General features: G+C 35.5%; 21 protein-coding genes and 1 pseudogene. 21 read left to right on the forward strand and 1 reads right to left on the reverse strand.

Annotated features, from left to right (window positions below; genetic code table 11):
• Positions 1-15: 15 nt before the first annotated feature.
• From rpoC to CCC31_RS02600, 16 genes are all read left to right on the forward strand, one after another.
• Positions 16-3,795 (forward strand): DNA-directed RNA polymerase subunit beta', encoded by a 3,780-nt coding sequence (gene rpoC, locus CCC31_RS02525; RefSeq protein ID WP_022089866.1) that lies wholly within the window; start codon positions 16-18, stop codon positions 3,793-3,795.
• 215 nt (positions 3,796-4,010) lie between these two features.
• Entirely contained in the window at positions 4,011-4,739 is a 729-nt protein-coding gene (locus CCC31_RS02530) for a radical SAM domain protein (RefSeq protein WP_022089865.1), read from the forward strand.
• Positions 4,733-5,449: a queuosine precursor transporter gene (locus tag CCC31_RS02535; RefSeq protein WP_022089864.1), complete on the forward strand. Its 717-nt coding sequence runs from the start codon at positions 4,733-4,735 to the stop codon at positions 5,447-5,449. Before CCC31_RS02530 ends, CCC31_RS02535 begins: the two co-directional genes overlap by 7 nt.
• Positions 5,450-6,067: 618 nt before the next feature.
• Positions 6,068-6,640: a 2-oxoacid:acceptor oxidoreductase family protein gene (locus CCC31_RS02540; protein WP_022089863.1), complete on the forward strand. Its 573-nt coding sequence runs from the start codon at positions 6,068-6,070 to the stop codon at positions 6,638-6,640.
• Positions 6,641-6,952, forward strand: a complete 312-nt coding sequence (locus CCC31_RS02545; RefSeq protein ID WP_022089862.1) for a 4Fe-4S binding protein — start codon at positions 6,641-6,643, stop codon at positions 6,950-6,952. It begins immediately after the preceding gene.
• Positions 6,945-8,138, forward strand: coding sequence for a pyruvate ferredoxin oxidoreductase (gene porA, locus CCC31_RS02550; RefSeq protein WP_117908868.1), 1,194 nt, complete (start codon positions 6,945-6,947; stop codon positions 8,136-8,138). Before CCC31_RS02545 ends, porA begins: the two co-directional genes overlap by 8 nt.
• Entirely contained in the window at positions 8,139-9,071 is a 933-nt protein-coding gene (locus CCC31_RS02555) for a thiamine pyrophosphate-dependent enzyme (protein WP_117908870.1), read from the forward strand.
• Positions 9,072-9,215: 144 nt separating this feature from the next.
• Positions 9,216-9,638 carry a hypothetical protein gene (locus CCC31_RS02560; protein WP_290849357.1) on the forward strand — a complete coding sequence of 141 codons (423 nt, stop codon included), beginning with the start codon at positions 9,216-9,218 and terminating at the stop codon, positions 9,636-9,638.
• A gap of 181 nt (positions 9,639-9,819) precedes the next feature.
• Positions 9,820-11,235 (forward strand): hypothetical protein, encoded by a 1,416-nt coding sequence (locus tag CCC31_RS02565; RefSeq protein ID WP_290849358.1) that lies wholly within the window; start codon positions 9,820-9,822, stop codon positions 11,233-11,235.
• Positions 11,236-11,354: 119 nt separating this feature from the next.
• Positions 11,355-12,767: a sodium:alanine symporter family protein gene (locus tag CCC31_RS02570; RefSeq protein WP_117909043.1), complete on the forward strand. Its 1,413-nt coding sequence runs from the start codon at positions 11,355-11,357 to the stop codon at positions 12,765-12,767.
• Between the two features lie 259 nt (positions 12,768-13,026).
• Positions 13,027-13,380 carry a DUF4234 domain-containing protein gene (locus CCC31_RS02575; RefSeq protein WP_022089856.1) on the forward strand — a complete coding sequence of 118 codons (354 nt, stop codon included), beginning with the start codon at positions 13,027-13,029 and terminating at the stop codon, positions 13,378-13,380.
• A gap of 271 nt (positions 13,381-13,651) precedes the next feature.
• A complete protein-coding gene (gene rpsL / locus CCC31_RS02580) occupies positions 13,652-14,071 on the forward strand; it encodes a 30S ribosomal protein S12 (RefSeq protein WP_022089855.1) in 420 nt (139 codons plus the stop codon).
• 255 nt (positions 14,072-14,326) lie between these two features.
• On the forward strand, positions 14,327-14,797 hold the full coding sequence (gene rpsG / locus CCC31_RS02585; protein ID WP_022089854.1) for a 30S ribosomal protein S7: 471 nt from the start codon (positions 14,327-14,329) through the stop codon (positions 14,795-14,797).
• A 113-nt stretch (positions 14,798-14,910) separates the two neighbouring features.
• Positions 14,911-17,028 carry an elongation factor G gene (fusA, locus tag CCC31_RS02590; protein ID WP_117908880.1) on the forward strand — a complete coding sequence of 706 codons (2,118 nt, stop codon included), beginning with the start codon at positions 14,911-14,913 and terminating at the stop codon, positions 17,026-17,028.
• A 138-nt stretch (positions 17,029-17,166) separates the two neighbouring features.
• Positions 17,167-18,354 (forward strand): elongation factor Tu, encoded by a 1,188-nt coding sequence (tuf, locus tag CCC31_RS02595; RefSeq protein WP_147585615.1) that lies wholly within the window; start codon positions 17,167-17,169, stop codon positions 18,352-18,354.
• Between the two features lie 307 nt (positions 18,355-18,661).
• Complete coding sequence (locus tag CCC31_RS02600; protein ID WP_287630750.1) at positions 18,662-18,784, forward strand: hypothetical protein; 123 nt, start codon at positions 18,662-18,664, stop codon at positions 18,782-18,784.
• A gap of 82 nt (positions 18,785-18,866) precedes the next feature.
• Here CCC31_RS02600 and CCC31_RS02605 read toward each other — a convergent pair whose 3' ends face one another.
• Positions 18,867-19,400 (reverse strand): helix-turn-helix transcriptional regulator, encoded by a 534-nt coding sequence (locus CCC31_RS02605; protein ID WP_055260936.1) that lies wholly within the window; start codon positions 19,398-19,400, stop codon positions 18,867-18,869.
• Positions 19,401-19,610: 210 nt separating this feature from the next.
• Between CCC31_RS02605 and CCC31_RS02610 the strand changes: the two genes are divergently transcribed.
• The 5 genes and pseudogenes from CCC31_RS02610 (at position 19,611) to CCC31_RS02630 (ending at position 23,201) form a co-directional block, all read left to right on the forward strand.
• Positions 19,611-19,802 (forward strand): DNA-binding protein, encoded by a 192-nt coding sequence (locus CCC31_RS02610; RefSeq protein ID WP_118236029.1) that lies wholly within the window; start codon positions 19,611-19,613, stop codon positions 19,800-19,802.
• Positions 19,803-19,815: 13 nt separating this feature from the next.
• The gene (locus CCC31_RS02615) at positions 19,816-20,868 is read left to right on the forward strand and encodes a site-specific integrase (RefSeq protein ID WP_055056241.1); all 1,053 of its coding nucleotides are present in this window, start codon (positions 19,816-19,818) and stop codon (positions 20,866-20,868) included.
• An 18-nt stretch (positions 20,869-20,886) separates the two neighbouring features.
• Positions 20,887-21,057, forward strand: a complete 171-nt coding sequence (locus tag CCC31_RS02620) for a hypothetical protein (RefSeq protein ID WP_165854697.1) — start codon at positions 20,887-20,889, stop codon at positions 21,055-21,057.
• Between the two features lie 186 nt (positions 21,058-21,243).
• Positions 21,244-21,918, forward strand: a complete 675-nt coding sequence (locus CCC31_RS02625; protein ID WP_118236028.1) for a CHC2 zinc finger domain-containing protein — start codon at positions 21,244-21,246, stop codon at positions 21,916-21,918.
• Positions 21,893-23,201, forward strand: a pseudogene (locus CCC31_RS02630) (virulence-associated E family protein). Before CCC31_RS02625 ends, CCC31_RS02630 begins: the two are co-directional and overlap by 26 nt.
• Positions 23,202-23,309: the final 108 nt, after the last annotated feature.

The following is a 23,309-nucleotide window of genomic DNA, read 5'->3' on the forward strand; positions in this document are numbered from 1 at the left end:
AAGGGAGATTTGATCATGACAGATAACAACATTAGTGAACAGGTGGCATTTGACAAGATTAAAATCGGTCTTGCATCACCAGAAAAGATCAGAGAATGGTCAAAGGGTGAAGTAACAAAACCAGAGACAATTAACTACAGAACTTTAAAGCCTGAAAAGGACGGATTGTTTTGTGAAAAAATCTTTGGACCTAGCAAAGACTGGGAATGTCATTGTGGAAAATATAAGAAAATCAGATATAAAGGTGTCATTTGTGACAGATGTGGTGTTGAAGTAACTAAGGCCAGCGTTCGTAGAGAGCGTATGGGTAGAGTTGAACTTGCAGCTCCTGTATCACACATTTGGTACTTCAAGGGTATCCCATCGAGAATGGGATTAATCCTTGATATATCACCAAAGGTATTGGAAAAAGTATTGTACTTCGCATCGTACATTGTACTTGATCCAATGGATACAAATCTTGAGTACAAGCAGGTTTTATCTGAAAAAGAATTCAGAGAAGCTTATGAAGAATATGCAGGAAAATTCAGAGTAGGCATGGGTGCTGAAGCTATTAAAGAATTACTTGCAGCTATAGATTTGGATAAAGAAGCTGAAGAACTTAAAGCAGAGTTATTTGAAGCAACAGGTCAGAAAAAGACTAAGATTGTTAAAAGACTTGAAGTTATGGAAGCTTTCAGAAGTTCAGGAAACAAACCTGAATGGATGATTCTTGATGTAGTACCTGTAATTCCACCTGACTTAAGACCTATGGTACAGTTAGATGGTGGTAGATTTGCTACATCAGATTTAAATGATTTATACAGAAGAATCATAAATAGAAATAACCGTCTTAAGAGACTTCTTGAATTAGGAGCTCCGGAAATCATTGTTAGAAATGAAAAGAGAATGCTTCAGGAAGCTGTAGACGCGTTAATCGATAATGGTAGAAGAGGAAGACCTGTAACAGGTCCTGGAAACAGAGCTCTTAAATCATTATCAGACATGCTTAAAGGTAAGCAGGGACGTTTCCGTCAGAACTTACTTGGTAAGCGTGTTGACTATTCAGGACGTTCAGTTATCGTTGTAGGACCAGAACTTAAGATTTATCAGTGTGGTCTTCCAAAAGAGATGGCTATTGAATTGTTCAAACCATTTGTTATGAAAGAATTAGTGGCAAATGGAACAGCACACAATATTAAGAGTGCTAAGAAGATGGTAGAAAGATTACAGACAGAAGTATGGGATGTATTAGAGGATGTAATTAAAGAACATCCGGTTATGCTTAACCGTGCCCCTACACTTCACAGACTTGGTATTCAGGCATTTGAACCTGTTTTAGTTGAAGGTAGAGCTATTAAGCTTCATCCACTTGTATGTACAGCTTATAATGCCGACTTCGATGGTGACCAGATGGCCGTGCATCTTCCATTGTCAGTAGAAGCACAGGCAGAATGTAGATTCTTATTATTGTCACCAAACAACTTATTAAAACCATCAGATGGTGCACCTGTAGCAGTTCCTTCACAGGATATGGTACTTGGTATTTACTATTTGACAATGGATAAATATGTTGATTATTCAGATGATGAGAAACTTGTTAAGACATTAGAAAAGGCAAAAGTTTACGAAGATGAAGACAGTATCAGAAAAGAATTAAATGATGGAAAAATTGATGTTGATTCAATGATTAAATTCCATGCAGATGACAGAGTTGTAATTTGTAAAACTATTGACGTTTTAGGACGTAGCTTTAGCAATGAAAATCAGGCAATTCTCGCATATGAAAATGGAGAAATTACTCTTCACCAGAAGATTCGTGTAAAGAGAACTGTATACAACAATGAAGGTAAGGAAATTACAGGTGTTGTTGATGCGACTCTTGGACGTTTAATATTTAATGAAATCCTTCCACAGGATTTGGGATTTGTTAAGAGAGAAACAGATGAAGACTTCCTTAAATTAGAAGTTGGATTCCACGTAGGAAAGAAACAGTTGAAACAGATTCTTGAAAAAGTAATCAATAACCATGGCGCAACAAAGACTGCTGAAGTTTTAGATGATATCAAGGCTATGGGTTATAAATTCTCAACAAGAGCTGCCATGACAGTTTCAATTTCTGATATGACAGTACCTGCAGCTAAACAGCAGATTTTAGATGATGCTGAAGAAACTGTAGAAAAGATTACAAAGAACTATCGTCGTGGTTTCTTAACAGATGAAGAAAGATACAAAGAAGTAATTACAACATGGCAGAAAGCCGATGATGAAATTACAAAAGCCCTTCTTACAGGACTTGATAAATATAATAACATCTTTATGATGGCTGACTCTGGTGCCCGTGGTTCTGATAAGCAGATTAAACAGCTTGCCGGTATGCGTGGTTTGATGGCCGATACATCAGGTAGAACTATCGAGTTGCCTATTAAGTCAAACTTCCGTGAAGGTCTTGACGTTTTGGAATACTTCATTTCAGCTCATGGTGCTAGAAAAGGTATGGCAGATACAGCGTTAAGAACAGCCGATTCAGGATACTTAACAAGACGTCTTGTTGATGTATCACAGGATTTAATTATTCGTGATGTTGACTGTTGTGAAGGAAAGGCAATTCCATTTATGGAAATCGAAGCTTTCACAGACGGCGGTGAAGTAATTGAAAGTCTTGAAGAAAGAATTACAGGAAGATATTCTGCAGAAACAATTTATGATGCAGAAGGAAATATCATTGTAAAAGCAAACCACATGATTACACCAAAGCGTGCAGCAAAGGTTGTAGCTACAGGTGTAGACAAGGTTAAGATTCGTACAATTCTTACATGTAAATCACATGTAGGTGTATGTTCTAAGTGTTACGGTGCTAACATGGCTACAGGTCAGTCAGTACAGGTTGGTGAAGCAGTTGGTATTATTGCTGCTCAGTCAATCGGTGAACCTGGTACACAGCTTACAATGAGAACATTCCACTCAGGTGGTATCGCTGGAGATGATATTACACAGGGTCTTCCTAGAGTAGAAGAATTATTTGAAGCTAGAAAGCCAAAGGGTCTTGCTATTATTGCTGAATTTGGTGGAAGAGCTGAAATTAAAGAAAATAAAAAGAAACGTGAAATTGTTATTACTAATGATGAAACAGGCGAATCAAAGACATATTTGATTCCTTACGGTTCAAGAATTAAGATTCTTGACGGTGCAATCCTTGAAGCAGGTGACGAACTTACAGAAGGTAGTATAAACCCACACGATCTCTTAAAGATTAAGGGACTTCGTGCAGTTCAGGATTATATGATTCGTGAAGTACAGAGAGTTTACCGCTTACAGGGTGTAGAAATTAATGATAAGCACGTTGAAGTAATTGTACGTCAGATGCTTAAGAAGATTAAGGTTGACACAGCAGGAGATTCAGAATTCCTTCCAGGTACATCAGTTGACGTTCTTGATTTCAATGAAACAGTAGAACGTTTGCAGGAAGAAGGAAAAGAAGTTCCAACAGGTACTCAGGTAATGCTTGGTATCACAAAGGCCAGCCTTGCTACAAATTCATTCTTATCAGCAGCTTCATTCCAGGAAACAACAAGAGTTCTTACAGAAGCAGCTATTAATGGTAAGGTTGATCCACTTGTAGGTCTTAAGGAAAACGTAATCATTGGTAAATTAATCCCTGCAGGTACAGGTATGAAGAGATACCGTTCTGTAAAATTAGATACTGATGACAATATTGCAAATGCAATAAACGATGATGATGTTTTATCATTCTCAGAAGATGAAGAAATTACATCAGAAGACGTTGTTGCGGTTAGCGAAGATACAGAAGAATAAAAAAATCAAAAGCAATATACTTGCATTTGATAATATAAAAGACAGTTCGTAACCATCCTGTCTATAAACAAAACTAAGGATTTAATTTATGAAAAAAAGAGCGCCTTAGTGTGCTCTTTTTTTGTTACGAACTATAAAACATCTGCTGTACGAGTGGTGATTATAGTTTAAATAAGTATATTATAAAGTGCTGTTTGATAAAGGAGCAATTAATTATGGTAGAAGGTTTTAATCCTGTAAGATATTCAATTATTAAAGGTAAATGTCCAAGAGAAATAGTAATGCTTGTTGGAAATGGGTGTAAATGGCGTAAATGCAGATTTTGTGATTATCATTTAGACTCAAGCCCTGACAAAGAATTTAATTATAAAATAAATAAAGCTGAACTTGAAAAAGTGACAGGAATGTTTGGTGAACTTGAAGTAATAAATTCAGGAAGTTTTGTAGATTTAGATGGAAATACAATTAAAATGATTAAGGATATTTGCGTAAATAAAAAAATAAAAAAAATTCATTTTGAATGTCATTGGATTCATAAAGATGAAGTTAAAGAATTTAAAAAGGAATTTATGGATTTGGGAGTAGAACCTGTAATTAGACTCGGATTAGAAACTTTTGATTATGACTTTAGAGAAAATTATCTTGTTAAAGGAATAGATGAAAAAAATCCGAAAATAATAGCTGAATATTTTGATGAAATTAATTTGCTTCAAGGAATAGAAGGACAAACAGCCGAATCTATGATTTGGGATATAGAAATGGGCTTAAAGCATTTTAAACGTGTATATGTAAATATTATGACAGAAAATAAAATGCCGATAAAGCCTGATAAAATGGTTATTGAGCAATTTAGAACAAAAGTATATCCACGATTTAAAGATAATGATAAAGTGGATATTCTATTAGAAAATACAGATTTTGGAGTTGGAGAGAATAAATGTTAAATGAAATTTTATTAATAGGTTCAATAATTGTAATTTATGGAATGACGCTTGTATTGTATAGAATTTTTGGAAAACAGGGATTATATACATTTACAATAATTGCAACAATAGGCGCTAATATCGAAGTTTTAATAGTTATTAATGCATTTGGAATGGAAATGACATTAGGAAATGTGTTATTTGCTTCTACATTTTTAATAACGGATATAATAAGTGAAATATATGGAAAAAAAGATGCTAAACTTGCGGTATATTTGGGTATATCTACATCAATTGCTTTTATAATTTTGTCGCAGTGGTGGCTTCAGTATATCCCTGCAGAAAGCGATTTTGCGATGCCTGCAATGAAGACAATTTTTTCAAATACACCAAGATTAATGCTTACAAGTATGATTGTATATGCCATAGTACAGCAATTTGATGTGTGGGCATATCATAAATGGTGGGAATTTACTAAAAAGAAGTTTGGTAATGAAAGAAAATATTTATGGATTAGAAACAATGGTTCAACACTTGTATCACAGTTCTTAAATAATCTATTATTTTCACTTGGTGCATTTTGGGGAATACATTCAACATCAACAATAATAAAAATTGTAATTTCCAGTTATGTGATATTTATTGTAACAAGCCTTGCTGATACACCTTTTGTATATTGTGCAAGATTGATTTATGATAAAAATAAAGAAAAAGATAAATTTAAAAAGTAAAGATTAAATGTACATGTGATGTAAGAAAAAAATAATATAATATATAAAAATGGTGCCTTATAGATTGAAAGAACTTTTAGTTTGAAACAATCTGTAGGGCATTTTTTGTGTGCTGATTATGTACAAAATTCTAAGCAATTAAAAATATTATTTTTACTGAATTACTATATGAAAGATTTTAAGCAATTAACATTAATGCTATTTTTTGATAAAAAAGAGAACTAAATATACCGACAATACAGCAACAGATTATTATTACAAAATAACATCTTATGTAAATAATCAGGAATCGGGTTTATCAGATTCTATTTCAGAAAATTTGTTATGTAATGCTTACAGGAAGTCCTGGAATTTCTCATGTAGTAAATTATTCAGGGTGAGCTGCAACATATGTGGGACAAAGACAGAGTCTTACTTTATACGGTTCAGGTTTGGCATTGCCAACTATTAAATTAATTAACAGTTTAACATATTAAAGCGTTAACTATTGAAAATAATGTGCAATTTGCTTATAATACTCTTTATATGCAGTTAGTTAAAGTGCTTTCGAATTTATTAATTCAATCCAGATAACACATAAATGCATAAAGAACAATTTATGAAAAGGAAAGAAAAAAGATGAAAGATACGCTTGAAATCAGATGGCACGGACGTGGAGGACAAGGTGCCAAAACAGCAGCTTTGCTTTTAGCAGAAGTGGCGTTTAAAACAGGTAAATATGCTCAGGGTTTCCCTGAATATGGTCCTGAAAGAATGGGTGCGCCAATTACTGCTTACGACAGAATAAGTGATTCAGAAATTCGAGTTCATTCGAATATTTATGATCCGGAATTTGTAGTTGTAGTTGATGAAACTTTATTAGAGATTGTCGATGTTACAGCAGGTCTTAAAGAAGATGGAGCAATTCTAATTAATACTGCAAAAAGTAAGGAAGAAATATTACCACTGTTAAAAGGATATAAAGGAAAAGTTTACACAGTTGATGCCAGAAAGATTTCAATGGAAACTCTTGGTAAAAATTTCCCTAATACACCAATGCTTGCAGCTATAGTAAAGGTTACAGGAGTAATCGATGATGAAACATTCTTGAATGAGATGGAAGGTTCATTCAAGCATAAATTTGCAAGAAAACCTGAAGTAATTGAAGGAAATATGCAAGCTCTTAAGGTAGCTTTAAGGGAGGTTAAATAAATGGCAAAGACAGATATAACAAAGTTAGGAACTGATGTAGCATGGCAGGATGTTACAAGAGGTAACACAGTTGTAGGTTGCGGAACAACAAAGCAGTTTGTAACAGGTGACTGGACAAATGTAGCACCTGTTATAGATGAAGAAAAATGCAAACAGTGTTTATTATGCGTACCTTGTTGCCCGGATAGCGCAATTCCGGTAAAAGATTACAAGAGATGTGCAATAGATTATGATCATTGTAAAGGATGTGGAATTTGTGTTAAAGCATGTCCATTTGGAGCAATAAAGATGGAGGTGAAGAAGAATGCCTAAGAAAGTACAGATGTCAGGAAATGAAGCAGTTGCAAATGCTTTAAGACAGATTAATCCGGATGTATTTCCAATGTTTCCGATCACACCATCAACTGAAATTCCACAGTATTTTGCAAATTATGTATCAAATGGATTAGTTGATACAGAATTTATTACAGTTGAAAGTGAACATAGTTCAATGTCAGCAGCAATTGGTGCATCAGCAGCAGGAGCGAGAGCATTGACAGCAACATCATCTGCAGGACTCGCATTTATGTGGGAAGTATTAGGTGTTGCAGCATCTCATAGAGTACCTGTCGTATTAGCAGCAGTTTGTAGAGCTCTTACAGGCCCTCTTAACATTAACTGTGATCATTCAGATACAATGGGAGCAAGAGATTCAGGTTGGATTCAGTTATATGCTGAAACAAATCAGGAAGCATATGACAATATGGTTATGGCTTACAGAATTGCAGAACATAAGGATGTTATGTTACCAATTATGATTTGTCAGGATGGATTTATTACAAGTCATGCTGTAATGAATATGGAATTACTTGATGATGATGTAGTAAAGAATTTCGTTGGAGAATATGAGCCGGAAGATTATTTGCTCAATCCAAATGAAACATATGCAGTAGGACCATATGCCATCACTGATTACTATATGGAATCAAGAAAAGCACAGGCTCATGCAATGGAAAATGCAAAGCAGGTAATTAAAGATATTGCAGAAGAATTTGAAAAAATATCAGGACGTAAATACGGTCTTATTGAAGAATATAGAATGGAAGATGCTGAATATGCAGTTGTTATTATAGGTTCAGCTGCAGGAACAACAAAGGAAGCAATCGACCATATGAGAGAAAATGGTGAAAAGGTAGGTCTTATAAAAGTAAGATCATTCAGACCTTTCCCTGGAGAAGAAATTGCAGCTTCACTTAAAAAATGTAAGGCTGTAGCAATAATGGACAGATCTGAAAGCTTTTCAACAAATGGAGGCCCATTAGGAGCAGAGACAATGCAGGCAATGTACACAGCAAGATGTACAGCTCTTACAATTGATATCATGTATGGTATTGGTGGACGTGATGTTACAGTTGATGACATGATTAATGTATATGATACATTAAAAGACATCGCAGCAACAGGAGAAACAGGTGACGTTTACAGATACATGGGATTAAGAGATAAGGAGGCAAAATAAATGGGTTACAATTTTAAAGAAACAATGAATAAGCCTGAAAGATTTGCTCCCGGTCATAGAATGTGTGCAGGTTGTGGAGCTACTATAACAGCAAGAAACGTTCTTAGAGGACTTCATGAAGGTGATAAGGCAGTTATTTCATGTGCAACAGGATGTTTAAATGTATCGTCATTTATGTATCCATATGTAGCATGGGAAGACAGTTATATACATAGTGCATTTGAAAATGCAAGTTCGACAATGAGTGGTGTTGAAGGTGCATATAAGGCTTTAAAGAAAAAAGGGAAATTAAAAGAAGATTATAAATTCATTACATTTGGTGGTGATGGTGGTACATATGATATCGGTATCCAGTCTCTTTCAGGAGCAATGGAAAGAGGAACAAATATGACGTATGTATGCTACGATAATGGAGCATATATGAATACCGGTACACAACGTTCATCAGCAACTCCAATGTATGCGGATACAACAACAACACCTGTTGGACCAAAATGTAAAGGTAAAGCACAGTATAGAAAAGATTTAGCAGCAATACTTGCAGCACATGACATTCCATACGTTGCACAGACAACTTTACTTCAGGGATTTAAAGATATGCATGTTAAGGCTGAAAAAGCTATCTATACAGATGGACCGGCATTTTTAAATGTTATGTCACCATGTCCTACAGGATGGAAATATAAAGCTGACGAAATAATGGAAATATGTAAGTTAGGTGTAGAAACTAATTACTGGCCATTATTTGAAGTGATTGATGGCAAATGGATTTTGAATTATGAACCAAAGAAGAGACTTCCAATTGAAGAATTTTTAAGAACACAGGGAAGATTTAAACATTTGTTTAAACCTGAAAATGAACACCTGATTGAAGAATTCCAGAAGGAAGTTGACAGAAGATGGGATGATTTGTTATTCAAATGTAGCAGATAACAGTATGAAAAATGCTGTTGTAAAATTACACAAAATGGTGTAAATTAAGATAGATTAATATTGACATATAAAGGCTGCCAAAAATAGAGAATATAATTTCTGTTTTTGACAGCCGATTTTTCTGAAGGAAAGAATAGGAATAAGATGGAATTTGAATTTAATCGAGAAAAAAGCAGTTTCATAAAAGTTTTAAAAGGAAAATGCGAAAAAAATGCATTAAAGTGCAGTGTTGAAGATAATAAAATAATGATTGAAACATTTGATAATTCAGAAGGAAAGTTAGAAGATGCTATACCGGCAGTTTTTAAAGGAACAATTGAAGCTAAAGAAAATAAAACATCAATTAAAGGAAGATTTACAAACGGATTTTATTTGACAACATTAGTAGCGGTAGCAGCGATATTAATAATTGCAAGATTATCATGGTCAATATATCAGAAACAATTGGACAATATTATTATGTGTGCCATAGCTACTGCAATATTAGTAATTGTTTGTGTAGTTGTTAACATTAAAGGAAAAAAATCAAAAGAAAGAATAATAACTTTGTTAAAACAGTTACAATAAAGTTAATAAAGTATGAAACAAGGATGGGTATATTGCCTTTTGAAATCTGTTTGTTATAATGATATGAAAAAAGTATTTGTTGAATTATACAAGAAATGATTTTATTGACTTATACTCGTATAAATACAAAAAATAATTTTATTGACTTATGTCCGTAGAATGGTAAAAGGAATAATTAGTAATGAATAATAAAGTAAGTTCAGCTACAAAAAATATAATAATGGTATGCTTAAGTAACGGTCTGACTATTTTAGTTGGTCTGTTTATGGGATTTATTTTGCCAAAGAATATTAGTGTTGATAGTTATGCAAATTATCAGATTTATAATTTATATATAGCGTATGCGGGGTTCCTTCATTTTGGACTTGTAAACGGAATATATATTAAGTATGGAAAATATGATTATGAAGATATTCCATACAGTAAGTTTAAAGCATTTTTTAAAAGCCTGATAGTAATTCATATAATTTCTGCATTGGCGTTGTTAGCATTTGTTATATTTGCAAGTGGTGGAAATGATATAGATCAAAGAATTGCATATCTTTTTGTAATAGTTAATATTCCGTTGATTAATATTAAATGGTTCTTTTCATCTATAAATCAATTTACAAAGAGATTTGTTATAGACAGTTATCTTACAATAACTCAGAATATTTTAAATGTTGTAGCAGTAGGATGTATTATAGCATTTCATCTGTACACATATTTAAGTATTTTAATATTCACAACAATAATGAATTTTGTATGTATGAGTTTGTCTATATATCAAAATAAAGAAATTATACTTGCAAAATCAGGAAAAGTTCAGTTATCCGAAGTTGGTGGATTAATAAAAACAGGTTTTTTCCTGATGCTTAGTGAGTTTGTTGGAATTATTATTTTAGGAATAGACAGTATATTTGTACAACAGTTTATGCCTAAATATACATTTTCAATGTATCAGTTTGCGGTTTCAATAGTAAGTCTTGTATTTACAATGGTAACGGTTGTTACAAATCTTGTATATCCATATCTTGTTAGAGCGGATGAAAATAAATATGGATTATATTATACGATGCTTAGTGATGTGGTATCTGTTGTTTCAGCAGCAGCAATGGCGGCATTTTTTGCAGCAAAATTTATCATACAATTATGGATACCTAAATATAATGATAGCATTCCTATAGTCGCAATTTTGTTTGGAACTATAGTATTCAGAATTTTAATAATGTTAGTATGTGGAAATTATTTTAAAGTACTTAAGATGATAAAGGAATACACTGCTAACAACATTATGGCAATTACCATAGGCTTTGCGTTTGATGTAATAGCATTGATTGTGTTTAATGATTCATGGTACATTGCGTTAGCAAGTCTTGCGTCATTTATAGTATGGTATTTAATTACAGATAGAAAATTTATAAAGCATTTTAAATTGAAAGTTAAGGATTGGATGCCAAGATATTTTTATATCGTAGTAAGTTTAGGGGCATTTTATTTCTTTGCAAATCATGATTGGGTAGTAAGTATTTTTGTCTATGGAATATTTACGGTTATATTTGGAATAGCATGCTTTGCAAAATATATAAAAGTAATAAACGAGATGAGAGTAAAATAAACTTGACAATAAACGGATGACAAATTAGTATATTAGTAAGTTCCAAAGGCGGTAACCCGGAGTCGGGTTGCCGCTTTTTGTGTTTATGGTAAAAAAAGAAAAAGGAAGGGAGTATGCTTATGAAAGGATTTGCAAAGACACTGGGAGATGTTTTGTCAACAATTGACGGAATTGTATGGGGACCAATTATGTTATGCTTATTAGTTGGAACCGGAGTAATTTTAACTATCAGAACAAGAGGATTAGGATGGAGAAATTTAGGCTATGCCCTTAAGTCGACACTTAGTAAAGAAGCAAGAACAAAAAGTAGAGGAAGTGGAGATATTTCACCATTTTCAGCTCTGACAACAGCGCTTGCAGCAACAATTGGTACCGGAAACATCGTAGGTGTTGCTACAGCCATGGTATCAGGTGGACCCGGAGCATTAGTATGGATGTGGTTGTCGGCAGCATTTGGAATTACATCAAAATTTAGTGAATGTATGCTTGCAATTAAGTACAGAGAAGTAAATGCTAATGGGGAAATGTCAGGTGGTCCTATGTATACAATGAAAAAGGCATTTAAAAATAAAAAGATTGGAGCAGTACTTGGTTGGGTGTTTGCCTTATTCGCTGTAATAGCATCATTTGGAATAGGAAATCTTACACAGGCAAACTCGATATCAGAGTCATTAAAATCTACATGGAACATCCCGACAAATGTTGTTGGGGTAATTCTTACAATTTTAGCTTTAATTATAATTGTAGGTGGAATCAAATCAATATCAAAAGTATCACAGGTTGTAGTACCTGCAATGGCAATATTTTATGTAATAGCAGGTTTAGTGGTAATTATAATTAATATAGAAAATGTTCCCGCAGGATTGACAGCAGTTTTTCAATCTGCAATAGGGATACAGCCACTTGCAGGAGGAGTAGCAGGAACAATTACAGCTTCAATGATGAACGCAATGAGATTTGGTGTAGCAAGAGGTGTTTTTTCAAATGAAGCAGGTATGGGCTCAGCTGCCATAACTGCAGCAGCAGCTACAACAGATAACCATGTAAGACAGGGATACATAAATATGACAGGAACGTTTTACGATACAATAGTTGTATGTACTATTACAGGATTATGTATTGCAAGCTCAGGTGTACTTGGAACAACAGATGCATCAGGAGAATTAGTATCTGGAGCTGCCTTGACAATTGCAGCATTTAGTACGGCTTTAGGTAAATGGGGAGCTTACCTTGTTACAATAGGAATTGCATTATTTGCATTTTCAACAATACTTGGATGGGAGTATCATGGAGAAAAAGCATTTGAATATATTTTGGGAACACACAAATACAACATGATTTACAGAATATTATTTTCTTTAATTGCATACATAGGAGCTACAACAACATTACAGATTGTATGGGATTTCTCAGATATAGCCAATGCGCTTATGGCTATTCCGAACTTAATATGTCTTCTTGCTTTAAGCGGTGAAATTGCAAAAGATATGATAGAATTTCAAAAAGTAATTAAGGCAGAGAAAAATAAGTAATAGAATATTATTATTGAAATATGAATAAAATGCAATGTTTTGTATCATAATAAATGAAAAAATAGTTTAAAATTTTTAGAAAAGAGAGATAAAAAGTAATAAAACAGGGCCAAATTTATATGCGTTTATAAAATGCAATAAATTTGGCCTTAAAATATAATAGGCATAATTTGTAAATAAATGTTTCAAATGGTATATATGTGTGTTATACTCAATGGGTGAATTTATTTACCAAAAAAGAGAAAAGGAGGAGAAAGGTATGATTCAGAGAAGAAGTATTGCAATGTGCATAATTCTTTCGCTCGTAACATGTGGGATTTACGGAATATATTGGTTTGTTGTTTTAACAGACGATGCGAACACATTATTGCCGGATAACAAAGGATTGAACAATACATCAGGAGGTGTAGCATTCTTGCTTTCACTCGTAACATGTGGAATATATGGTCTTTATTGGGCTTATAAGCAGGGTGAAAAGATTGACGAAGCAAAAACAGCAAGAGGAATTATGTCAAGTAACTCAGGAATTATTTATTTGTTATTGACTATTTTTGGATTCGGAATTATTGCAGAAGCTTTAATGCAGAATGAATTAAACAGCATGGCGTTTTAATAATAAATTAAATAGTATGGTGTTTAAAAATGAATTAAATAACATGACATTTAATTTATAAAAAGTTACAATGTATGAAAATATCGAAAGAAATTAACAATTTTTACATTTTTATAAAGAAAAGTATCGAAAATTAATTTTTTAAATGATATGTTGACAAAAAAATATAACACATATATAATGGCATAGTATGCGAACAGGCATATTATGCCTTTTTGCTACAAATAAATGTGATTTACACATAATTCTAATAACAGGAGGTGAAAAAAGGATGCCTACATTTAACCAGTTAGTAAGAAAAGGACGTCAGACTTCAGTTAAGAAGTCAACTGCTCCAGCATTATTAAAGAGCTATAACTCTTTAAACAAGAAGATGAATGATACAGCTTCTCCACAGAAACGTGGTGTTTGTACAGCAGTTAAGACAGCTACACCTAAGAAGCCTAACTCAGCTCTTAGAAAGATTGCCAGAGTACGTCTTTCAAATGGTATTGAAGTAACAAGCTACATTCCAGGTGAAGGTCATAATCTTCAGGAACATAGCGTTGTACTTATCCGTGGTGGTAGAGTAAAAGATTTACCAGGTACAAGATACCATATCATCAGAGGTACACTTGATACAGCAGGTGTTGCTAAGAGACGTCAGGCCCGTTCTAAATACGGCGCTAAGAGACCAAAAGACGCTAAGTAGGAAAGGCTTTTATAAGCCAATCACAGGTTGAATGATTTTAGTGCCGGTTATTAGAATTATTACAGGGTAGAGTTTGACACGAAAGTTAAACTTTGCGGTGTTAGAAATAGAGTCTAAAGCCGTGCGCAAGGACACAACTTATGTGAGTACCGAAGATCTAATCGCAGGAGACTCACAAGTGAGGAAACCTGCAAAATCTAAATTTGTGAATATTTTAGGCAAATTTAGGAAAAATTGATTAAGGAGGGAAGTAACATGCCACGTAAAGGACATACTCAGAAAAGAGAAGTATTAGCAGATCCAATGTACAATAACGTAGTAGTTACAAAGCTTATCAACAACATTATGTTAGATGGTAAGAAAGGCGTAGCTCAGAAGATCGTATACGGAGCTTTTGATAGAGTTGCAAACCAGACTGGTAAAGATGCAATCGAAGTTTTCGAAGAAGCTATGAACAACATCATGCCAGCACTTGAAGTTAAAGCAAGACGTATCGGTGGTGCAACATACCAGGTTCCTATTGAAGTTAGACCTGAAAGAAGACAGGCTTTAGGACTTCGTTGGATTACATTGTATTCTCGTCAGAGAAGTGAAAAGACAATGGAAGAAAGATTAGCTAACGAAATCATGGATGCTGCAAACAATACAGGTTCTTCAGTAAAGAAGAAAGAAGATATGCATAAGATGGCTGAAGCAAACAAAGCATTTGCTCACTATCGTTTCTAATAAAACTGTAAGTGTTACAAGACAGGTTGCATAGCAATAACTGTTTTGTAACAAATATACAGTTTTAATTTTAAATTCATGCAAATGAACAATAAATTAAGGAGGAAAAAACCTTGGCTGGAAGAGAATATCCACTAGATAGAACAAGAAACATTGGTATTATGGCTCATATCGATGCCGGTAAGACTACATTAACAGAACGTATCTTATATTATACTGGTGTAAATTATAAAATTGGTGAGACTCATGATGGCGCTTCTACAATGGACTGGATGGAACAGGAACAGGAAAGAGGTATCACAATTACTTCAGCTGCTACAACATGCCACTGGACATTAGAAGATCATCACAAACCAAAAAAAGGTGCGTTAGAACATCGTATCAACATTATTGATACTCCCGGACACGTTGACTTTACAGTAGAAGTTGAGCGTTCACTTCGTGTATTAGATGGTGCTGTAGGTGTATTTGATGCTAAAGCAGGTGTTGAACCACAGTCAGAAAACGTATGGCGTCAGGCTGACACATACAATGTACCTCGTATGGCATTCATCAACAAGATGGATAAAATGGGTGCAGATTTCTTTTATTCAGTTCAGACAATCATTGATCGTTTGGGCAAGAATGCAATCCCAGTTCAGATTCCAATCGGTAAAGAAGACGATTTTGCCGGATTAATCGATTTATTTGAAATGGAAGCATATTACTATAAAGATGATAAGGGTGAAGATATCGAAATCACAACAATCCCTGATGACTTAAAGGATCTTGCTAATGAATGGCATGACAACCTTGTTGAAAAGATTTGTGAATTAGATGATGACCTTACATTAATGTATCTTGAAGGTGAGGAACCATCAATTGAAGAAATGAAGAAGGTTCTTAGAAGAGCTACAATCGCTTGTGAAGCAGTTCCTGTATATTGTGGATCAGCTTACAAGAACAAAGGTGTACAGAAGATGTTAGACGGTGTTATCGAATACATGCCAGCTCCAACAGATATCCCTGATATCACAGGTGTTGATGAAGATGGTAACGAAGTAGTACGTCATTCATCAGATGATGAACCTTTTGCAGCTTTAGCATTCAAGATTATGACTGACCCATTCGTAGGTAAGTTAGCATTCTTCAGAGTTTACTCTGGTACAATGAACTCAGGTTCATATGTATTAAATGCTACAAAGGGTAAGAAAGAGCGTGTTGGACGTATCGTACAGATGCATGCTAACAAGCGTACAGAAATAGATAAAGTATATTCAGGAGATATTGCAGCTGCTGTAGGTTTCAAGTTGACTACAACAGGTGATACAATCTGTGATGAACAGCATCCTGTAATTCTTGAATCAATGGAATTCCCAGAACCAGTTATCGAGCTCGCAATTGAGCCTAAGACAAAGAATGACCAGGGTAAGATGGGTGAAGCTTTAGCTAAATTAGCTGAAGAAGATCCTACATTCCGTGCTCACACAGATCGTGAAACAGGTCAGACAATCATCGCTGGTATGGGTGAACTTCACTTAGACGTAATCGTAGATCGTCTTCTTCGTGAATTTAAGGTAGAAGCTAACGTTGGTGCACCTCAGGTTGCATACAAGGAAACATTTACTAAGGCAGTTGACGTTGATAGCAAGTATGCTAAGCAGTCAGGTGGTCGTGGTCAGTATGGTCACTGTAAAGTTAAGTTTGAGCCAATGGATCCAAACGGTGAAGAACAGTTTAAGTTTGAATCTACAGTAGTTGGTGGTAACATTCCTAAGGAATATATCCCAGCTGTTGGAGAAGGTATCGAAGAAGCTGCACAGTCAGGTATCATCGCAGGATTCCCAGTACTTGGTGTACACGCTACAGTATATGATGGATCATACCATGAAGTCGATTCTTCAGAAATGGCATTCCACATTGCAGGTTCTATGGCATTCAAGGATGCTATGGCTAAGGCAGATCCAGTATTACTTGAGCCTATCATGAAGGTTGAAGTAACAATGCCTGAAGAATACATGGGTGATGTTATCGGAAGCTTGAATTCAAAGCGTGGACAGATTGAAGGTATGGATGACATCGGTGGCGGTAAGATCGTAAGAGCTTTCGTTCCATTGTCAGAAATGTTTGGTTACTCAACAGAACTTCGTTCTACAACTCAGGGTCGTGGAAACTACTCAATGTTCTTTGAAAGATATCAGGCAGCTCCAAAGTCTGTTCAGGAAAAAGTTGCTTCATCAAGAGCAAAATAATATATTGATTTAGATTATTAATTTAACTTAAAGGCTTGAAAATATTCCCATTATAAAATATAATGGGAACTAAGCCTATGTAAAGACGACCATTAGGTCAGTTATTAAAATATTTTATTATTAGGAGGATTATCAAAAATGGCAAAAGCTAAGTTTGAAAGAAACAAACCACATTGTAATATTGGTACAATCGGACACGTAGATCATGGTAAAACAACATTAACAGCTGCTATTACTAAAGTTCTTTCTGAAAGAGTTGAAGGTAACGAAGCTACAGATTTCGAAAATATCGACAAAGCTCCAGAAGAAAGAGAAAGAGGTATCACAATCTCTACAGCTCACGTTGAATATGAAACAAAGAAGAGACATTACGCTCACGTTGACTGTCCAGGACATGCTGACTATGTAAAGAACATGATCACTGGTGCTGCTCAGATGGATGGTGCTATCCTTGTTGTAGCTGCAACTGACGGTGTTATGGCTCAGACAAAGGAACATATCTTACTTTCACGTCAGGTTGGTGTTCCTAAAATCGTTGTTTTCTTAAACAAATGCGATATGGTAGACGATGATGAATTACTTGAATTAGTAGAAATGGACGTTACAGAAATCCTTGAAGAATATGGATTCGACGGAACTCCAATCATCAAAGGTTCAGCTCTTAAGGCTCTTGAAGATCCATCATCAGAATGGGGCGACAAGATCATGGAACTTATGGACACAATTGATGATTACTTCCCAGATCCACAGAGAGATACAGATAAGCCATTCTTAATGCCAGTAGAAGACGTATTCACAATCACAGGTCGTGGTACTGTTGCTACAGGTAGAGTAGAACGTGGTGTTCTTCATATGAACGACGAAGTTGAAATCGTTGGTGTTAAGGAAGAAATCCAGAAGACAGTTGTAACTGGTATCGAAATGTTCAGAAAGCTTCTTGATGAAGCTCAGGCTGGTGATAACATTGGTGCTCTTTTAAGAGGTATCAACAGAGACCAGATCGAAAGAGGTCAGGTTCTTGCTAAACCAGGTTCAGTAACATGCCATAAGAAATTTACAGCTCAGGTTTACGTATTAACAAAAGATGAAGGTGGACGTCATACTCCTTTCTTCAACAACTACAGACCACAGTTCTACTTCAGAACAACTGACGTAACTGGTGTTTGTGAACTTCCAGCTGGTACAGAAATGTGCATGCCTGGTGACAACGTAGAAATGACAATCGAACTTATCCACCCAATCGCTATGGAACAGGGTCTTGGATTCGCTATCCGTGAAGGTGGACGTACTGTAGGATCAGGACGTGTTGCTACAATCATCGAGTAATACAATCTGAAAATAGATTTGTTATCGTAAGATAACGTTGTGTCCAAACGTAAGATACCCGTAGAACTTCGGTTCTACGGGTTTTTCTGTTGCCTGGAAATATATAAAAGAGCGGAAAAGAATAACGAACAGTATAGAAAAACGGTTGCCGGGAGAGTGTCCTGACAACCGTTTGTGATAACAAAATGATAACAAAATCCTGAAAGCGGATTGACAAATTTGAAATCAATGCTATACTACCACTATAACAAAGTTAGCAATAGGCTCTGGTTCGATTCCAGATATCGCCACCATATTAGGAATTCTTTTGAGTTCTATGATTTCGGGAATAGTATATGACATCGAAAAGTGCATTTACAAGAAAGGAATTGATATTATGAAAAAAGAAATCTTATTAGTAGGTCTGGGTATTTGCGGCGATATGGTGTAATGGTAGCATGGAATGATAAGCAATTCCCCCAGACCACCAAAAAGAAAGAGCTCTTCGTGAGCTCTTTTTCTTATGCACAAAATTAAGTCAGATCATATGTCTTGATGTCATTGCCTTCAGTGCCCTTCTTAACGATAGTATGGCAACCTATCGTAGTTCCCATAGCGCGCAGTTTCCATTCTTCCTGGGTAGCATTTAGCTTATCCAGTTCTTCTTGTCTTTTATATTTATCTTCAATAGCTAATATTTCAGCTTTTTCCTTTTCATAGACATTTTTAAATTGACACCATTTCCTGAAAAAGTCCTGCATTGTAGGATTATCGAATGTCAGCGCAACCTTCTGATCAGGTGTTTCAGCAAGTGAGAGGTTCACCGAATCATCAATAGAAAACAACAGAGAGAGTACATCTCCGACTGTTTCAATATTAAAATCCAGAAAAACACTTACGTTTAATCCCAGTGCAGTTGCTATCTTTTCTAACTGATCTGGTTTTGGATTCCGGATTCCAAGCTCATATTTTCTAATCGTACCTACGTTAATGCCGGACAGCTCGGCTAATTGTATCTGACTGTATCCTCTAAATTCCCGGAATGCCCGGATTTTTTTGCCAACCATAATGCTGCCTCCTTAATAATATTTGTGCTTCTATTCTAGCACAAAAGTGAATGATACAAAAGAGTGAGATTTAACAAATTCCTGATACGCAAGCAATAGGTATGGAATGAAAAAAATAAATTCGCAAATGTTTATTGACAAATTCACAAAAGGGAATTATTATAAGAGAACAATAAAAGAGTCACAAAAGTGACTTGAAAGGAGGACGCTATGAGAACTAATTATATGATGAATGTTGATGATGTCATGGAAGAATTAGGTGTGAAACGCAGTAAAGCATATTCTATTCTTAAGCAGCTCAATGATGAACTGGCAAAGGAAGGATATGTAGCAGTTCGTGGAAAGATTCCACGTCCCTACTGGGAAACAAAATTTTATGGATGCTCTCAGAGAGTAGTATGAAGGAGGATTTAAGATGTCAGCTTACAAGGACAAAACACAGGGAACCTGGTATGTGAGCTTCCGTTATATTGACTGGACAGGAAAGAAAACGCAGAAGCTGAAAAGAGGGTTCAAGACAAAGAAAGAAGCATTAAATTATGAAAAGGAATTCATAAGAAAAACTGCAGCGGATATGAAGATGGAGATGAACAGTTTTATTCAAGTCTATTTTGAAGATAAAAAGAATGAACTGAAAGAAAATTCAATCCGTAATAAGCAACACATGATGAACAAGCACATTGTTCCGTATTTTGGAACAAGAAAAATGAATGAGATTACACCAGCAGAGATTATCCAGTGGCAGAATACCATTCAGGAAAAAGGATACAGCAAGACTTATGAGCGTATGATCCAAAATCAGTTAAATGCACTGTTTAATCATGCACAGAAAATTTACAATCTGAAGGAAAATCCATGTAAGAAAGTAAAAAAGATGGGGAAATCGGATGCAAATAAGCTGGAATTCTGGACGAAAGCAGAATATGACAGATTTATTGCCGGGATTGAGCCGGGGAGTGAAGATTATCTGATATTTGAAATTCTGTTCTGGACAGGAATCAGGGAAGGAGAACTTCTGGCATTGAGTCTTTCAGACTTTGATATGAGTGGTAATCTTTTGCATATCAATAAGACTTATAACCGGATCAGGAAAAGAGATGTGATTGATACTCCAAAAACAGAAAATTCAGTCCGTACCATTGATATTCCTAATTTTCTTAAAGAAGAGGTGCAGGAGTATGCGAAGAAGCATTATGGATTTCCGGAAAATCAGCGGTTATTTCCGATTGTGGCGAGAACACTGCAGAAACGGCTCAAGAAATATGAAGCATTGACCGGTGTAAAACCAATCAGAGTGCATGATATCCGTCACAGCCATGTAGCATATCTGATTTATCAGGGTGTAGAGCCACTGATCATCAAGGAAAGACTGGGGCACAAAGATATTCAGATGACATTAAACACTTATGGTCACCTGTATCCGTCACAGCAAAAAAAGGTAGCTGAGATGTTGGACAACAAACGTTAAATAAGGAGGAAAAGACACATGAAAACAAAGAAAGTAGTCAGAAAAATATTTGATACGCTCAATTATAGTAAGAAGCTGAAGATAAGTTCCATTTTACCGGATCGAGATTCGGATTATGCGATTCTTCTTGAATTAGAGGATGGAAGCAAATTTGAAATTATCATTATCCCAACAAGGAGATTTGTGTAAGGAGTGGAGCTATGACTACTGACAGACAAAAAGAAAAAGCCCAGACAAAATATCTGAGCAAGTTCTCTGATAATCAGATTCACTGATATACCATCTTGGCAGATTTAGTATATCACGAATTGAAAGATACAACAATTCCCGAATATCTGTTCATCAGAGACTTGCCCGGAGGGGCAGGAGGTAGAAGTGACATTATTTGAACAGGTAAAAGAATGTGTGACAGCCAGACAGGCTGCGGAGCATTACGGGATTAAAGTAAAAAGAAATGGAATGGCGTGTTGTCCGTTTCATAAAGACCGACACCCAAGTATGAAGGCAGATAAAATATATCACTGCTTTGCATGTGGAGTGGGCGGTGATGCGATAGATTTTACAGCAAGGTTATTTGGAATATCACAGTATGAAGCTGCGAAAAAGCTGATAGAAGATTTTGGACTGGATATAAAAGTCGAAGACAGAAACAAATACAAAAGGACGCACCAAAGCAGGAATACTTTGATATCAAAGAAACCTAAAGTTCTGATGATCAGAGAAAAACTGGAGCAGTGGTTGAAACATGCAATTGACGTGCTGATCAGATATCTGAAATGGATTCAGTTCTGGAAAGAGTTTTACAGACCAGAACCGGAAGAAGAATGGCACGAATTATTTACGGAGGCATTGGCAAATGAAAGAAAGATAAATGACTATCTGGACGTGCTGATGTTTGGAACAGGAGAAGAGATTGTAGAGTTTTTCAAGACGAAGAGAAGGGAGGTTGAAAAAATTGAAGAAAGAATTAACGAATATCAGCGAGGAGTCCTTGATGGAATTAGAAGATATTGTGAACGAGGAGATGCTTACAACAGAAGATGTCAATGATATGTTGGAGCATACGGATAAAGGAAGAACAAAGCAGACAATCAGAAATTGTGTAACCGTATTACAAAAAGATCCAGTGCTGAAAAAAGCGATTAAACGAAATGAGCTTTCTGGAAGAATGGACATTGTGAAAGAGGTGCCTTGGGAACGGAGAAATAACAGTTCTACGGTTACAGATACTGATGAAAATAATCTGAAAATGTATCTGGAAGAAAATTATGAACTGACAAGTGAGCGTGTGATCAAAGCAGGAGTAGATATTGTTTCCAATGAAAATAAATATCATCCAATTAGAGATTATCTGGAAAGTCTGGTCTGGGACGGGAATTCCAAGAATAGAAAATATGCTTCCGTATTTTCTGGGAGCAGAAAAGAGTAAATACACAATCGGAGTAATGAAAATGCACATGCTGGCAGCGATTTCAAGAATTTATGAACCGGGAATAAAGTATGATATTATGCTGTGTCTGGTTGGAAGTCAGGGAGCCGGAAAGTCCACATTTTTCAAATATCTAGCGATAAAAGAAGAATGGTTCAGCGACAATCTGGATCATTTGGATGATGAAAATATTTACAGAAAACTGCAAAATCACTGGATTATCGAAATGGGAGAAATGAAGGCAACTATCACAGCAAAGAATATTGAACAGATAAAATCGTTTCTGAGCAGACAGAAAGAAACTTATAAAGTACCTTATGAAGTTCACCCAGAAGACAGACCGAGACAGTGTGTATTTTGCGGTACTTCAAATGATCTGAATTTCCTTCCGCTGGACAGAACCGGAAACAGAAGATTTGCTCCGGTGATGACAGATATGTCGAAAGCAGAAGTTCATATTCTAGACAATGAGGCAGAGAGCAAAGCCTATATCGAACAGGCCTGGGCGGAGGCAATGGTACTGTATCGACAGGGAAATGTGTTCTTAGGATTTACAAAGGAAATTGAGGAAGAGGCAAAGCGTCTGCAGAAAGAATTTATGCCGGAAGATACCAATGCCGGAATCATACAGGCATTTCTTGATGACTACGATGACGATTATGTATGTACAAGAATTCTGTTCGATGAAGCGCTACATCGAACCGGAGAAATGAAACAGTGGGAAGGTAAAGAGATTGCAAATATTATGAACAATGCGATTGAAGGCTGGAAACCACATGGTACACATCGGTTCGGAAAGGAATATGGAATACAGCGGTCATGGAAACGGATGGAAGATTCGGTGAAGAAAGATAAAGACGGATTTATGGAAGTACCGGAACAGTTGGAAATACCGTTTGAGTAAAGATTATTGTAAACGATGTAAACGGAACTTAAAGAAAAACTTAAAAAGTTAACTTTTAAAATCTTTTGAAGCCCGTTTACAAATTCCGTTTACAGACAGGAATGGAGC

The sequence above is a fragment of the Eubacterium sp. LMAG:50 genome (assembly GCF_008680265.1).
GTDB classification, from domain to species: domain Bacteria; phylum Bacillota; class Clostridia; order Lachnospirales; family Lachnospiraceae; genus Eubacterium_U; species Eubacterium_U album.